Origin of the sequence: Thermoactinospora rubra, from assembly GCF_002093975.1 — a bacterium.
Taxonomy (GTDB): Bacteria; Actinomycetota; Actinomycetes; order Streptosporangiales; family Streptosporangiaceae; genus Nonomuraea; species Nonomuraea rubra_A.
Map to the genome: position 1 here is coordinate 90,253 of NZ_KZ084336.1, position 13,145 is coordinate 103,397.

Genomic DNA, 13,145 nt, shown 5'->3' on the forward strand with positions numbered 1-13,145 from the left:
GTGGTGCGGAAACAGGCCGCGAAGCTGCTCGTCTCGGTGTCCTTGCTGGGGGCGCTCGCCGGGTGCGGCGATCTGCCGGCGACGGGGAGGGACGGGCAGGGCAATCCCGGCAGGGCGGACAGCACGAGTCCCGTCGAGGTCAAGGAGGCACGGGAGAAGCTGGAGCGGCTGCCCGTCAAGGGCCGGGCGCCCCGCACCGGCTTCGACCGCGACGAGTTCGGCCCGGCCTGGGCGGACGTCGACCACAACGGCTGCGACACGCGCAACGACATCCTCAAGCGGGACCTGGAGGAGGAGACCTTCAAGAAGGGCACCCACGACTGCGTCGTGCTCACCGGCGTGCTGGAGGACCCCTACAGCGGCAAGACCATCCACTTTCGGCGCGGCAACGAGACCAGCATGGAGGTGCAGATCGACCACGTCGTGCCGCTGGCCGACGCCTGGCAGAAGGGCGCCCAGAGGTGGTCGGAGGACAAGCGCAAGCAGTTCGCCAACGACCCGCTGAACCTGCTGGCGGTCGACGGCCCGCTCAACAACCAGAAGAGCGACTCCGACGCCGCCAGCTGGCTGCCGCCGCGCCGGGCCTACCGGTGCGAGTACGTCGCCCGCCAGATCGAGGTGAAGGCCAAGTACGAGCTGTGGGTGACGGCCGCGGAGAAGGCGGCGATGGAGCGGGTCCTCGCCGCCTGCTGACCTGCTGGCCTGCTGACCGCTGACCTTGCCGGTTCTTGCTAGTTCTTGCGGCAGCCGTCCTCGGCGGCCGGCGCCGTGTCGGCGACCGAGACCTCCAGCTGGGCCGTCGAGGCGAGGAGGCTGCCCTCCGGCGCCTTGGCCTTGCCCGCGTCCACGACCACCTCGCGCTCGCCGAGCAGCTCGAACGTGGCCGGGTCGAAGATCAGGTCCTGCCTGACCCCGTCGTACACCTCCATGCCGACGCCGATCCCGGCGCGTCCGGCCGCATCGGTGACGTCGCCGGCGACGCTCACCCCCGGCAGGGTCGCCAGCGCCTCATACAGCGCCCTGCGCTGCGCGGGTGGCAGGTAGGTCTCGCGCAGCAGGTCGCCCGCCCGGCCGAAGGCGGCCCGGTCGCGGAAGTCGCTCTTGCTGTCCTTCGAGGCGGCGTACAGGTGCTCGCGCATGCCCGCGGCGTCGGCCGGGAGCCTCTTCAACGCCGCGTAGTCGGTGCGCAGGTGCTCGGGCATCGTGCCGCCGTCGCAGTTCACCAGCGGCAGCGTCTCGCTCTTGCCCACGCCCTCGTGGGCCTCCTCGGGGATGGGCCAGCCCGGGTACTCCTTCGGCTCCAGGTTCTCGACGGTCAGCACGCCGTACGGCTCCCGCAGATCCGTGGAGGCCTTGGCCTTGAGCCAGATCGTGCGGTTGGTGCGGTAGAGGTAGCGCGACTCCTTCCCGCTTCCCATCTGGAAGGCCGGGTACATCGTCTGGGACTTGACCACGATGTACTGGTCGTCACGCGGGGCCGGCTCCTCCGCCACGGCCCCCGCGGCGCGGTGGAGCACCTCGGCGGCCGACATGAGCCTGGCCTGCGTCACGGTGGCCGCGGGCGGCCGCCGGGCGGTCTCGGCGGGCAGGACCCCGGCCGCCACGAAGGCGCCCGCCAGGGCGAGCGCGCCCGCCGTGGCGAGGGTCAGGGGCCTGCGCCAGGCGGGCCTGGCCCCGGCCTGACCGGCACGGGCCGCCGCGACCAGCCGATCCCGGGCCATGGCCTTGGCGCCCGGGTCGTAGGGGGCCGGGTCCGGACGCTCGTTGGTGAACAGCTCGATCTCGTTCATCGGGGTGCCTCCAGGACACGGCGGATCTTGGCACGGGTACGGGACAGGCGGGAGCGCACGGTTCCCATCGGGATGTCCAGCGCCTCGGCGGCCTGCTCATAGGACAGCTCGGCCCAGGCCACCAGCAGGAACAGCTCCCGCTCGGCGCAGCTGAGCGCCGCCAGGGCGGCCGCCAGGCGGGGCCTGAGCCGGCGGGCCTCGACACGGTCGAGGCTGGTCTGCTCGAAGGGCTGCTCCCCGCCCTCCGGGAGGTCCCCGGTGAGCCTGGCCAGTGCCCGGAGCCTGCGGACCTCGGCGCGGCGGTGTCTGGCGATGAGGTTGGCGGCGATGCCGTACAGCCAGGGCCTGGCGTCGGGCCGGGACAGGTCGTAGCGGGCACGCTTGCGGAAGGCCGTGAGGAAGGTCTCGGCCGTCACGTCGTCGGCCGCGGCGACGTCGGCCAGGCGGCGGCCGGCGTAGCGGTGGATCTCCTCGGCGTAGCGGTCGAACAGCCCGGCGAACCGCTCGGGGTCGGCCAGCGACGCCTGGATGAGGGCCGCGTCGTCGGCCGCTGTCGCGGTCACCACGGGGTGGGTCGTTTCATGGAGGGAATCTCCTTTCACCCGTACTCCCCCGCACCCCGCGGCCGTGTTCCCGGAAGGCATGAAAACCGGAAGGCATGAAATTCCCGGCGGGCATGAAGAAGGCGACGGGCCGCTCCTGACCCGCCGCCTCGGCTCAGGCGGACCCGTCGGGCTCCCCGAGCTCGGCCAGCCGCGCCCTGGCCGCCTCGAGTTCCGTGCGCAGCCGCGCGACCTCGCGCTCGAGCTCGAGGATGCGTTTGATGGAGTTCAGCGTCATCCCCTCCGACGTCATGCGCGTGACGTGCTGCACGACCATGATGTCCTTGCGCGAGTAGCGCCGCTGGCCGCCGGGGGAGCGGCCGGGGGTGACGACGTCGTGCTGGTCGAGCCGGCGCAGGTAGGCCTGCTGCACCTGGAGCATCTCGGCGACCTGCCCGAGGGAGTACAGCGGGGCGTGATCGTCGTCGAAGGGCAGCTGCGGCATCAAGGCCTCCTGAAAACCACTGGGACGGGTCCGGTCGAACCCGGGCCCGTCCCATTGTCCGACTTGCTCAGGCCTTGATGGCCTTGGTGTCTCCGCGCTGGATCTCGACCTTGCGCGGCTTGGCCCGCTCGAGGACGGGGATGCGGACCGCCAGGACGCCGTTGTTGTAGGCGGCGTCGATGCGGTCGCTGTCCAGGTGCTCGGACAGGTAGACGCGCCTGGTGAAGGTGCCCATCGGCCGCTCGCGGACGAACACCCTCTCGTTCTCGCCGAGCTCCTCCTCACGGCGCGCGCTGACGCTCAGGACGCCGCGGTCGACGGTGACTTCGATGGAGTCGGGGTCGACGCCGGGCAGGTCGAAGCGCAGCACGACGTCGTCGTCACGGCGCAGGCCGTCCATGGGCATGACAGCGGCTGAACCCTCGAACGTCTGCCGGGCCAGCCGGTTGAACTGGCGCTCGAACTCCTGGATGAACGGGTCGATCGAGGTCAGCAGCATCTCGGAACCTCCTCACAGAAGCCGCTTCCACTCTTGTTATACCCCAAGCGGCTAGAAAGTTGCAACTTCAGTTAGAGGTTTCTTGCCAAAAGGATTCACGCCTCCGCCTGCAGAGCGGTCTTGGTGAGCTCCGCCTGCTGCCTGATCTGGCCCAGGACCACGGGATTGAGCCGCTTGGCCTCGAAGATCGACACCATGTCGTCGAGCACGGCGTAGGCGCGGTCGAGATCGCCCTGCCGCGCCTCGGCACGCGCCAGGCGGCGCATCACCATGTTGAGCGTGATGTTGTCGACGGCGTCCTCGCGGACGACCGCGCTGAGCTGCTCGATGCTCTCCTTGGGGTCCGGCGGCCGGACGCGCAGCCGCCTGTCGTGGCCGATCCGCTTGAACTCCCGCTCGGCGTTGAGCCCCTTGACCATGCGGGCGTAGACGGCCAGCGGGTGGGTGCCGTGCCGGTCGATGACCTCCTCCAGCGCCTCGTTGCCCGACCGCAGGGCGGGGGAGTCGCTGCCCAGCAGCGTGAACAGCTTGCCCTGGTCCTCGCCCAGCATCAGCTCGGCCACCTTGTGGTCGGCCGCGGTGGCCGGGAAGCGCACCTTGATCACCAGGTCGGGCGAGACGATGCGCGAGCCGTCGGCCGCGACGTACTGGGCCCTGACGTGGTACTCGCCGGGCTGCTGGAAGTAGTGGCCGTCGCGGCCGTGGCCGATGTAGGCGCCGCGGTACATGGCCGGGTTGCCCGCGTCCAGCAGGACCTCCCGCGACCGGTCGACGCAGTGGCGCATCATCGGCCGGTACAGCACCGTGCGGCCGGACGGCTGGGTGATGGAGACCTGCGTGAACTCGGTGTCGGGGTGCAGGTGGTTGTGCGTGGTGCGCGGCTCGCCCCTGGTGGACAGCTTCAGCTCCACCACGACCGGCTCGCCCAGGCTGAACCACTCCTTGGCCCGCAGCTCCAGCCGCAGCCCCGACAGGTCCTCGACGGGCTGCTCGAACGGCTGGACCTCCGCCGCGCCGATGCCGAAGGCGCCGGCGCCCATCGCCACGTCGCGGTAGAAGCCGTGCCGGATGTGGATCAGCTCGGCGTCGGTGAACTGGAACGGGAAGGCCGCCCAGTACGCCGGCTCGCCGCCTGGCTGGTAGTGCTGCACGTAGTTCATCCACGACAGGTCGCCGAAGCCACCGTGCGGGCCGAGCGGCTGCGGCGGGGTGGCCAGGTTCTTCTGCCAGGAGTGCAGCAGGTTGAAGGCATGCCCGAGCTCGTGCACGTAGGTGCGCAGCTGGGCGCGCTGGGCCTGCGGGGTCTCGCCCTTGACGGCGTCGTAGAAGACCGCCGCGCCCTGGCGCTGGAAGGCGTCGTTGTAGTCGAACATGATCCCGCGGTAGCCGCCCACGTGCCTGCTCGCCACCAGCAGCCACACCCGCCAGGCGGCGGCCTCGCCGTACTGGCTGAACTGCTGGGTCATCGCGTGGTGCAGCTCGGCGTCGTCCCAGGCCAGGTCGGCGCCGGAGCCGTCGACCGGGATGACGCCCGGCTCGGCCAGGCGCAGCTCCACGCCCGCGTCGGCCCAGGCCTCCACGACGCTCAGCGTCCTGGGCCGGGCCAGGGGGCTCGGCAGGGCGCCGGTGTCGTAGGAGACGAACGGGACCGTTCCCACCACCGAGTCCTGCTCCAGCAGGACGCTGCGGAAGTACGGCGAGGCGTGCGGCAGCCGGTAGGTCCGCCCGTCGATCACGGCCGTGGCCACGCCGTCCTCGACCCGCACGCTGACCTGCTCGGTCACGACGGGGAAGGTGAAGACGCCCCGGCCGTCGATCCGCGTGCCCTCCGGCTCGACGTCGAGCTTCGGCGCGTGGACCGCGAACGAGCCGACGTAGGTGGTCGTGGCCCCGGCGACGGTGAACAGGTCGCCGCTCACCCGGCCCGCAGGCCTGGGCCCGTCCACGTCGACGCGCAGCTCCACCCGCGAGTCCCCGTCCTGGCCCCGATATAACCCGCTGATCATACTGGGGACGATCCTCCCAGGTGGAGGAGGTGTCAACCGGTTCTCGCGGTCAGCGCGCGCCCCGGACCCGCAGCGCGTCCAGCAGCTCCTCCGACGCCTGGGTGATCTGGTCGACGGCGCGCTGGAAGGCCTCGGCGTTGTGCTTGGCCGGGGCGCGGAACCCCGAGATCTTCCTGACGAACTGCAGGGCCGCGGCGCGGATGTCCTCCTCCGTCACGTCCTCGGTGTACGGCGGGCGCAGTGTCTTGATGCTTCGGCACATGCCTTCCACGGTAGTTAGGATCTCGCCGCATGAGTCAGGTCAAGAACAGCAAAAACGGCAAGAGCCGATCGGTGTTGTGGAAGGCCCTCTGGCTGGCGGTCGGGGGCGTGGTGGTGCTGGGCTTCGTGGCCACCGGCTGCTCCCGGGTCAGCACCCAGCCCGACGAGGTGGTGCTGCACTACGCCGGCGGGCCCTTCGAGCCGATCGAGTTCGAAAAGTGCGTCAACCCCTCCAGCGGGCTGACGCTGCTCGGTCCGGGCGACACCGGCTACCACTACCCCTTCGGCCAGCGCACGTTCGACTTCTCCGGCGCGAGGGGAGCGGAGTCGGGGCCGATCTCGGTGGTGTCGAAGGACAACGTGCAGATGACCGTCGCGGGGTCGGCGACGTTCACGCTCAACACCGACTGCAAGGTGCTGCAGCAGTTCCACGAGCGTATCGGGCGCAAGTACCGGGCCTACTTCGAGGACGGGGAGTCCGAGGGCTGGACGAAGATGCTCAACTTCTACTTCAAGCAGCCGCTCGACCGGGCCATGGACGCCGCCTCGCAGGAGTTCGAGTGGAAGAAGCTGTTCAACGACCCCAACGTCAAGCAGCAGTGGGAGGTCCGGGTCGGCCAGCTGGCCAGGGAGTACATCCGGGAGGCGGCCGGGGCGGAGTACTTCTGCCAGCCGCTCTACGCGGGCACGGGTGACTGCGGCGACGTGGTGCTGACCATCCAGAAGCCGCAGCCGCCGGACTCGCTGATCGACGCGCTGGCCGCCGAGCAGGCCGCCAAGCAGCAGAACCTCGCCCAGCAGCAGATCAACGCCAAGGTGAAGACGGAGCTGGAGTCGATCCAGGACCTGGTCAGGGTGCTCGGCCCCAACGGCGCGATCCTGTGGAAGGCCATCCAGGACGGCAAGGTCGACGTGGTGCCCGTGCCGCAGAACGGGGCGATCAACATCACCCCGCGGCGCGCGGACTGAGCTCCCGGCCGAAGGCGTGCGCGATCCTCCGCATGCCCTCGGCGAGCTCCCGGCGGTCCAGCGCGTCGATCCGCTCGGCCGGGCCGGAGACCGACATGGCGGCCACGACGCGCTCGCCGTCGTGCACCGGCACGGCCAGGCAGTGCACGCCCAGCTCCTCCTCGCCGAGGTCCAGGGCGTACCCGTCGGCCCTGACCCGGTGCAGCTCGGCGAGCATGGCCTGCGGCTCGGTGATGGTGTTCGCGGTCTTCCTCGGCAGCCCCGTCCGCTCGAACAGCGCCAGCGCCTCGGCGTCGGTCCGGTCGGCGAGCAGCACCTTGCCCACGGCCGTGCTGTGCGGTAGCAGCCTGCGCCCCACCTCGGCGAACATCCGCAGCCGCCGGGGCGAGCTGGCCTGGGCGACGTAGACGACGAAGTCGCCCTCCAGCACCGCCAGGTTGGCCGTCTCGCCCGACAGCTCCACGAGCTTGGCCAGGTACGGCTGGGCCCACTCGCCCACCATCCGCTCGGCCACCCCGCCCAGGCGCACCAGGGCGCCGCCCAGCGCGTACCGCCGGTCGGACTCCTGGCGGACGTAGCCCCGGGCGAGCAGGGTGCGCAGCAGCCGGTGGATCGTCCCGTACGGCAGGCCGGTGCGCGCGGCGATCTCCGACAGGCTCGCGTCACCCCCGCACGCGGCCAGCGCCTCCAGCACGTCGAAGGCCCTCTCCACGCTCTGCACTGTGCTTATTTGTCGCGCCTCCGGCGCTCCGTGCGAGGGGCGCTGTTCAGGCCCGCTCTTCCCTCGTCGCGGCTCGGGCGCTGGGCGCCCTCCCCGCTCCTCAGTCCAGAGCGGGCCGCGCCCCTCGCGGGTCACGGGGTTCTCGCCGGTCATAGCGTGACCCCGCGCAGGGAGGCGTCCAGCACCTCGGCGGTGTGGGCCACACGGATGGGGTGGTCCCGGCGCCGCATGGCGGCCGCGATCTGCATCGTGCATCCCGGGTTGGCCGACACCAGCAGGTCCGCCCCCACCGACGCCACGTGGGCCGCCTTGCGGTCGCCCAGGTCCCTGGCCGCCTCCGGCTGGAAGATGTTGTACGTCCCCGCCGACCCGCAGCAGATCTCCGACTCCGGGATCTCCCGCAGGCTCAGCCCCGGGATGTCGGCCAGCAGCTCGCGCGGCTGCCGCCGGATCCCCTGGGCGTGGGCCAGGTGGCAGGCGTCGTGGTAGGCGACGGTGAGCGGCAGCGGATGCCGCTTGGCGGCCGGGCCCAGCTCGGCCAGCCACTCCGCCAGGTCCACCACCCGCAGCGCCGCCGCCCGGGCCGCCCACCCCGGCTCGCCGGCCAGCAGGTCGGCGTACTCCTTCATCGACGACCCGCACCCGGCCGCGTTGACCACGACGGTCGACACCCCCGCCCGCTCGAACGTGCGGATCGTCCGCTTCGCCAGCCGCCGCGCCTGGTCCTCGCGCCCCGAGTGCACGCTCAGCGCCCCGCAGCACCCCTGCGAGGGCGGGATCACCACGTCGCAGCCCTCCAGCGCCAGCACGCGGGCGGTCGCGGCGTTGACCTGCGGGAAGAACTCCCGCTGGACGCACCCGGCCAGCATCCCGACCACGGCCCTGCGCGGCCCGCGCGCCCGCACCAGGCGGGGCAGCCGCTGGCGCCGCTCCACCTTGGGCGCCAGCGCCGCCATCGCCCCGAGGCTCGGGTGGACCCGCTCCAGGAACGGCCGCATCCGCTCCGACAGCCGCATCGGCAGCCGCAGCAGCCTGAGCCGCCGCGGGTAGGGGAACAGCCCGAAGACGATGCCCCGCACCGCCCGCTCCTGCGGGTCGCGGACGTGCTCGCGCTCCACCACGGCGCGCGTCTGCTCGATCAGCCGGTTGTACCGCACGCCCGACGGGCACGCGGTCACGCACGCCATGCAGCCCAGGCAGGCGTCGAAGTGCCCGGCCATCTCGGGGGTGATCGGGGTGCCCTCGACGTGCTGCGCCATCAGGTGGATGCGGCCGCGCGGGGAGTCCATCTCCTCGCCCCACAACACGTAGGTGGGACAGGTCGGCAGGCAGAAGCCGCAGTGGACGCAGTCCTTGATCAGCTCGGGGTCCATCTCAGATCCCTCCCACGAAGCGGCCGGGGGACATCCTGCGCCCGGGGTCGAACTGCTCCTTGACCCGCCGCATCAGCGACAGCCCGCCGACCGGCCCCCACCGGTCCACGCGCCGCGCGGCCTCCTCGGGGGCGGCCAGGATCCGGACCGTCGCCCGCGGCTCGCCCGAGTCGACGGCGGCGCGCAGGGAGGAGACGAACGCCGCCACGGCCGCCGGGCCGGCGTCGCCGGGCAGGGCGACGTGCGTCACCAGATGGTCGGCCAGCCACATCCGGGCCTTCGCGGGCAGCTCGGTGACGTGGGCGGCGTCGCGGACGGCCGTCATGACCATGTCGGCCCACGTGGCCAGGGTCCTGATCTCGATCAGCAGCTCATCCCCGGGCAGCCGCGCCCAGCCGTCCGGGGCCTCGGCGCCGGCCACCGGCTTGGTGGGCCACTCGCCCCCGCCGAGCCGCCCGCCCTCCTCGGCCAGGACGGCACGCAGCTCCTCGGCCCGCTCCGCCGCCGCGGCGCCCTCGACGAGCGCGCAGACGGTGAACGGGGCTTGCATGTCCGGCCAGTCCAGCGTGATCGCGCTCGGCTCGGCCTGGCTCGCGGCCAGCGCGCGCAGCAGCGGGACCGGGCTCAGCGGCAGCTCGGAGGAGGAGTCGCCGATCACCGCCGCGGGCAGGGACGTGCTCACCCAGCGCCGGTCGGCGGGCAGCGGGTGCAGCCGGAAGGTGGCCTCGGCGATGACGCCCAGCGTGCCGTAGGAGCCGGTGAACAGCTTGCCCAGGTCGTAGCCCGCGACGTTCTTGACGACTTTGCCGCCCGACCTGGCGACGGTGCCGTCCGCCAGCACGACGGTGACGCCGATGAGCAGGTCGCGCGGCGTGCCGTACCGGAAGGAGCGGGGTCCGGCGGTCGCGGTGGCCAGCGTGCCGCCGACGGTGGCGCCCTCCAGCGGCACGTCGAGCGCGAGCTCCTGGCCCTTGGCGGCGAGCGTCGCGGCGAGCGCCTCCATCGTGGCCCCGGCCTGGACCCGCACGACGAGGTCGCCCGCGGCGTGCTCGACGACCTCGTTCAGGCAGCACAGGTCGAGCAGCACGTCGCAGCGGTCGGGGCGGCGCCCCCAGTGCAGCTTGGTGCCGCCGCCCACCGGCACCACGGCCAGGTCCCGCTCGGCGCACGCGCGCATGACGGCGGCGATCTCCTCGACCGACTCGGGCAACGCCACCCACTTGGGCTGGACGCCCGCCACCGCGTCGTCGGGGCCCGCCTGCCGTACGGTGACCCCCTCGATCATCAGAACTGCTCCGCCTTTCCCGCCTCGACCAGCGGGTGCACGCCCCTGCGCACGCCCGGCACCTCGCCGCACAGCCTCGGCGTGGGGAAGACCTTGCCGGGGTTGGACAGGCCGCGCGGGTCGAAGGCGCAGCGGACGAGCTGCATGGTGTCGAGGTCGTCGTCGGAGAACATCTTCGGCATGTAGCGGGATTTGTCCACCCCGACGCCATGCTCCCCGGTGATCGACCCGCCGTGCTCGATGCACAGGTCCAGGATGGCCCCGGAGACGATCTCGGCCCGCTCGCCCGCGCCCGGCTCGGCGTCGTCGAACAGCACCAGCGGGTGCAGGTTGCCGTCCCCGGCGTGGAAGACGTTGGCCACCCTGATGCCGTGCTCGGCCGACAGGCGGTCGATCGAGGCCAGCACCTGCGGCAGGCTCGTGCGCGGCACCACCCCGTCCTGCACGATGTAGGCGGGGCTGATGCGGCCCACGGCGGCGAAGGCCGACTTGCGTCCCCGCCAGATCGCCGCCCGCTCGATCGCGTCGGCCGCCACCCGCAGCTCGAACGCGCCCGAGCAGATCTCCTTCAGCTGCGCGAACTGCCGGTCGACCTCCGCGCGCGGCCCGTCGAGCTCGACGATCAGCACGGCCCCGGCGTTGTCCGGGTAGCGGCAGGCGACCGCGGCCTCGGCCGCCTCGATCGCCAGCGCGTCCATCATCTCGATCGCCGCCGGGACGATGCCCGCGCCGATGATCGCCGAGACCGCCTTGCCGCCCTCCTCGATGCTGTCGTAGGCGGCCAGGACCGTGATCACGCTCTCGGGGGTACGGCTCAGCCGTACCGTGATCTTGGTGGCGATGCCGAGCGTGCCCTCCGAGCCGACGAAGGCGCCCAGCAGGTCGTAGCCGGCGTCCACGCGGTCGAGCCGGACGATCTCGCCGTCGGGCGTGACGATCTCGCAGGCCTGGACGTGGTTGACGGTGAAGCCGTACTTCAGGCAGTGGGCGCCGCCGGAGTTCTCCGCCACGTTGCCGCCGATCGAGCAGACCTGCTGGCTGGAGGGGTCGGGCGCGTAGTAGTAGCCCTGCGCCCTGACCGCCTCGGTGATCGCCAGGTTCGTCACGCCCGGCTCGACGACGGCCCTGCGGTTGGGGATGTCGATCTCCAGGATGCGGCGCATCCGGGAGGTGACGACGAGGACGCCGTCGGTGCGCGGCAGGGCACCGCCCGACAGGCCCGTGCCCGAGCCGCGCGCCACGAACGGCGTGCCGTGCTCGTTGCACAGCCTGACGATCGCGGCGATCTGCTCGGCGGTCTCGGGCAGCACGACCACGCCGGGGGTCGCCCGGTGGTAGGTCAGGCCGTCGCACTCGTAGGTGCGCAGCCGTACCGGATCGGTGATCACCGCGTCCGGCTCCAGCAGCTCCCGGAGCCGGGGGGTCAGGGCAGCAAGGGTCACGTCCCCTTCCTAGGGCATGCGTTCGTAGGCGGGCAAGGTCAGGAACTCGGCGAAGTCGTCGTCGAGCGCGACCTCCTTGAACAGCGCCTCGGCCTGGGCGTACAGGTCCTTGTCGTAGCCCGGCTCGGCGGCGACCTTGGCCAGCTCCTCGGCGATGATCCGCTCGACCAGCTCCTTGGTGACGGTCTGGCCGGTGTCGTCGAGGGTGATGCCGTTGTGCACCCACTGCCAGATCTGCGAGCGGGAGATCTCGGCGGTGGCGGCGTCCTCCATGAGGTTGTGGATGGCCACCGCGCCCAGCCCGCCCATCCAGGCGGCCAGGTACCGCAGGGCCACGTCGACGTTGTTGCGCAGCCCGGCCTCGGTGATCTGGCCGGGGGTGGCCGAGACGTTGAGCAGGTCCTTGGCGGTGACCTGGACGTCCTCACGCAGGCGGTCGAGCTGGTTGGGGCGCTCGCCCAGGACGCCGTCGAAGACCTCGCGGCAGACGGGCACCAGGTCGGGGTGGGCGACCCAGGAGCCGTCGAAGCCGTCGCCCGCCTCGCGGGTCTTGTCGGCGCGGACCTTCTCCAGGGCGACCTTGTTGACCTCGGGGTCCTTGCGGCTGGGGATGAAGGCGGCCATGCCGCCGATGGCGTGCGCGCCGCGCTTGTGGCAGGTGCGGACCAGCAGCTCGGTGTAGGCGCGCATGAACGGCGCGGTCATCGTGACGGCGTTGCGCTCGGGCAGCAGGAACTCCCGGCCCCGGGTGCGGAACTTCTTGATCACGCTGAACAGGTAGTCCCAGCGGCCCGCGTTGAGCCCGGCGGAGTGCTCGCGCAGCTCGTAGAGGATCTCCTCCATCTCGAAGGCGGCCGGGTAGGTCTCGATGAGCACGGTCGCCCGGATCGTCCCCCGCGGGATGCCCAGGAGGTCCTGGGCCCGGTTGAACACGTCGTTCCAGAGGCGGGCCTCCAGGTGGGACTCCATCTTCGGCAGGTAGAAGTACGGGCCCTTGCCCTTGTCGAGCTGCCTGCGGGCGCAGTGGAAGAAGTACAGGCCGAAGTCGAACAGGCTGGCCGAGACCGGCCGCCCGTCGACCAGCGCGTGCTTCTCCGGCAGGTGCCAGCCGCGCGGCCGCACCACGATCGTGGCCAGCTCCTCGTCGGGCCTGAGCGCGTACCGCTTGCCGCCGGTCTCGAAGTCGATCGTGCGGTCCAGCGCGTCGCGCAGGTTGAGCTGGCCGCCCACGCAGTTCTCCCACAGCGGGGAGTTGGCGTCCTCGAAGTCGGCCAGCCACACCTTCGCGCCCGAGTTGAGCGCGTTGATGGTCATCTTGCGGTCGACCGGGCCGGTGATCTCCACGCGCCGGTCCTCCAGGCCGGGAGCGGGCGGCGCGACCCGCCAGTCGCCGGTGCGGACGTGCTCGGTCTCCGGCAGGAAGTCCAGCGTGCCCCCGGCCGACAGCTCGGCCTGCCGGGCCTGGCGCGCCTCCAGCAGCTCACGGCGTCGCGCGCCGAACTCGCGCTCGAGCGTCTCCACGAACTCGAGCGCCTGCGGCGTGAGGATCTCGTCGAACCTGTCCTGCATCGGGCCGGTGATGTCCATGTTTTCCGCCTTGTGGAAACTATATTCTGGATTACGGAAGTGAAGCTACTTCATGGGTACTCGCCGGTCAAAGGCGGGGCCGGCTCTTGTCGTGTGGGGTTCTGGGGGTCGGCCCTGGGGCAATGTCAGGAACTTAAGAATGAGCGGAAAGCACGAAGCTCCTGC

General features: G+C 71.7%; 13 protein-coding genes. 2 read left to right on the top strand and 11 right to left on the bottom strand.

The window, feature by feature from the left end; all coding sequences use genetic code 11:
- The first annotated feature begins 3 nt into the window (after window positions 1–3).
- Window positions 4–693, top strand: a complete 690-nt coding sequence (locus tag BSB02_RS15460; protein ID WP_240506439.1) for an HNH endonuclease family protein — start codon at window positions 4–6, stop codon at window positions 691–693.
- Between the two features lie 38 nt (window positions 694–731).
- On the opposite strand, the gene BSB02_RS15465 is transcribed toward BSB02_RS15460, so the two are convergent.
- From BSB02_RS15465 to BSB02_RS15490, 6 genes are all read right to left on the bottom strand, one after another.
- On the bottom strand, window positions 732–1,790 hold the full coding sequence (locus BSB02_RS15465) for a CU044_5270 family protein (RefSeq protein ID WP_084959494.1): 1,059 nt from the start codon (window positions 1,788–1,790) through the stop codon (window positions 732–734).
- Entirely contained in the window at window positions 1,787–2,356 is a 570-nt protein-coding gene (locus BSB02_RS15470) for an RNA polymerase sigma factor (RefSeq protein WP_240506440.1), read from the bottom strand. Before BSB02_RS15470 ends, BSB02_RS15465 begins: the two co-directional genes overlap by 4 nt.
- 151 nt (window positions 2,357–2,507) lie before the next feature.
- The gene (locus BSB02_RS15475; protein ID WP_143590706.1) at window positions 2,508–2,837 is read right to left on the bottom strand and encodes a MerR family transcriptional regulator; all 330 of its coding nucleotides are present in this window, start codon (window positions 2,835–2,837) and stop codon (window positions 2,508–2,510) included.
- Between the two features lie 67 nt (window positions 2,838–2,904).
- Complete coding sequence (locus BSB02_RS15480; protein ID WP_084959497.1) at window positions 2,905–3,336, bottom strand: Hsp20/alpha crystallin family protein; 432 nt, start codon at window positions 3,334–3,336, stop codon at window positions 2,905–2,907.
- A gap of 95 nt (window positions 3,337–3,431) precedes the next feature.
- Window positions 3,432–5,342, bottom strand: coding sequence for a hypothetical protein (locus BSB02_RS15485; protein ID WP_143590708.1), 1,911 nt, complete (start codon window positions 5,340–5,342; stop codon window positions 3,432–3,434).
- 49 nt (window positions 5,343–5,391) lie between these two features.
- Complete coding sequence (locus tag BSB02_RS15490; protein WP_084959499.1) at window positions 5,392–5,604, bottom strand: DUF2277 domain-containing protein; 213 nt, start codon at window positions 5,602–5,604, stop codon at window positions 5,392–5,394.
- A 29-nt stretch (window positions 5,605–5,633) separates the two neighbouring features.
- On the opposite strand from BSB02_RS15490, the gene BSB02_RS15495 reads away from it, so the two are divergent.
- Entirely contained in the window at window positions 5,634–6,572 is a 939-nt protein-coding gene (locus tag BSB02_RS15495) for an SPFH domain-containing protein (protein WP_084959500.1), read from the top strand.
- Here the strand turns inward: BSB02_RS15495 and BSB02_RS15500 are convergent.
- The 5 genes from BSB02_RS15500 to aceB all read right to left on the bottom strand — a co-directional run bounded on the left by BSB02_RS15500 (window position 6,550) and on the right by aceB (window position 12,980).
- The gene (locus BSB02_RS15500) at window positions 6,550–7,284 is read right to left on the bottom strand and encodes an IclR family transcriptional regulator (protein WP_420855858.1); all 735 of its coding nucleotides are present in this window, start codon (window positions 7,282–7,284) and stop codon (window positions 6,550–6,552) included. The genes BSB02_RS15495 and BSB02_RS15500 overlap by 23 nt on opposite strands.
- A 158-nt stretch (window positions 7,285–7,442) precedes the next feature.
- Window positions 7,443–8,666: a (Fe-S)-binding protein gene (locus tag BSB02_RS15505; RefSeq protein WP_084959502.1), complete on the bottom strand. Its 1,224-nt coding sequence runs from the start codon at window positions 8,664–8,666 to the stop codon at window positions 7,443–7,445.
- A 1-nt stretch (window position 8,667) separates the two neighbouring features.
- On the bottom strand, window positions 8,668–9,951 hold the full coding sequence (locus BSB02_RS15510; RefSeq protein WP_084959503.1) for an FAD-binding oxidoreductase: 1,284 nt from the start codon (window positions 9,949–9,951) through the stop codon (window positions 8,668–8,670).
- Entirely contained in the window at window positions 9,951–11,393 is a 1,443-nt protein-coding gene (locus BSB02_RS15515; protein ID WP_084959504.1) for an FAD-binding oxidoreductase, read from the bottom strand. The genes BSB02_RS15510 and BSB02_RS15515 overlap by 1 nt, the downstream gene beginning before the upstream one ends.
- 9 nt (window positions 11,394–11,402) lie before the next feature.
- Window positions 11,403–12,980, bottom strand: a complete 1,578-nt coding sequence (aceB, locus tag BSB02_RS15520; RefSeq protein WP_084959505.1) for a malate synthase A — start codon at window positions 12,978–12,980, stop codon at window positions 11,403–11,405.
- Between the last annotated feature and the right edge of the window lie 165 nt (window positions 12,981–13,145).

Coding starts and splice junctions, on each gene's coding strand:
- BSB02_RS15465 (WP_084959494.1), bottom strand. CDS start 1,790: ATGAACGAGATCGAGCTGTTCACCAACGAGCGTCCGGACCCGGCCCCC.
- BSB02_RS15475 (WP_143590706.1), bottom strand. CDS start 2,837: ATGCCGCAGCTGCCCTTCGACGACGATCACGCCCCGCTGTACTCCCTC.
- BSB02_RS15480 (WP_084959497.1), bottom strand. CDS start 3,336: ATGCTGCTGACCTCGATCGACCCGTTCATCCAGGAGTTCGAGCGCCAG.
- BSB02_RS15485 (WP_143590708.1), bottom strand. CDS start 5,342: ATGATCAGCGGGTTATATCGGGGCCAGGACGGGGACTCGCGGGTGGAG.
- BSB02_RS15490 (WP_084959499.1), bottom strand. CDS start 5,604: ATGTGCCGAAGCATCAAGACACTGCGCCCGCCGTACACCGAGGACGTG.
- BSB02_RS15495 (WP_084959500.1), top strand. CDS start 5,634: ATGAGTCAGGTCAAGAACAGCAAAAACGGCAAGAGCCGATCGGTGTTG.
- BSB02_RS15505 (WP_084959502.1), bottom strand. CDS start 8,666: ATGGACCCCGAGCTGATCAAGGACTGCGTCCACTGCGGCTTCTGCCTG.
- BSB02_RS15510 (WP_084959503.1), bottom strand. CDS start 9,951: ATGATCGAGGGGGTCACCGTACGGCAGGCGGGCCCCGACGACGCGGTG.
- aceB (WP_084959505.1), bottom strand. CDS start 12,980: ATGGACATCACCGGCCCGATGCAGGACAGGTTCGACGAGATCCTCACG.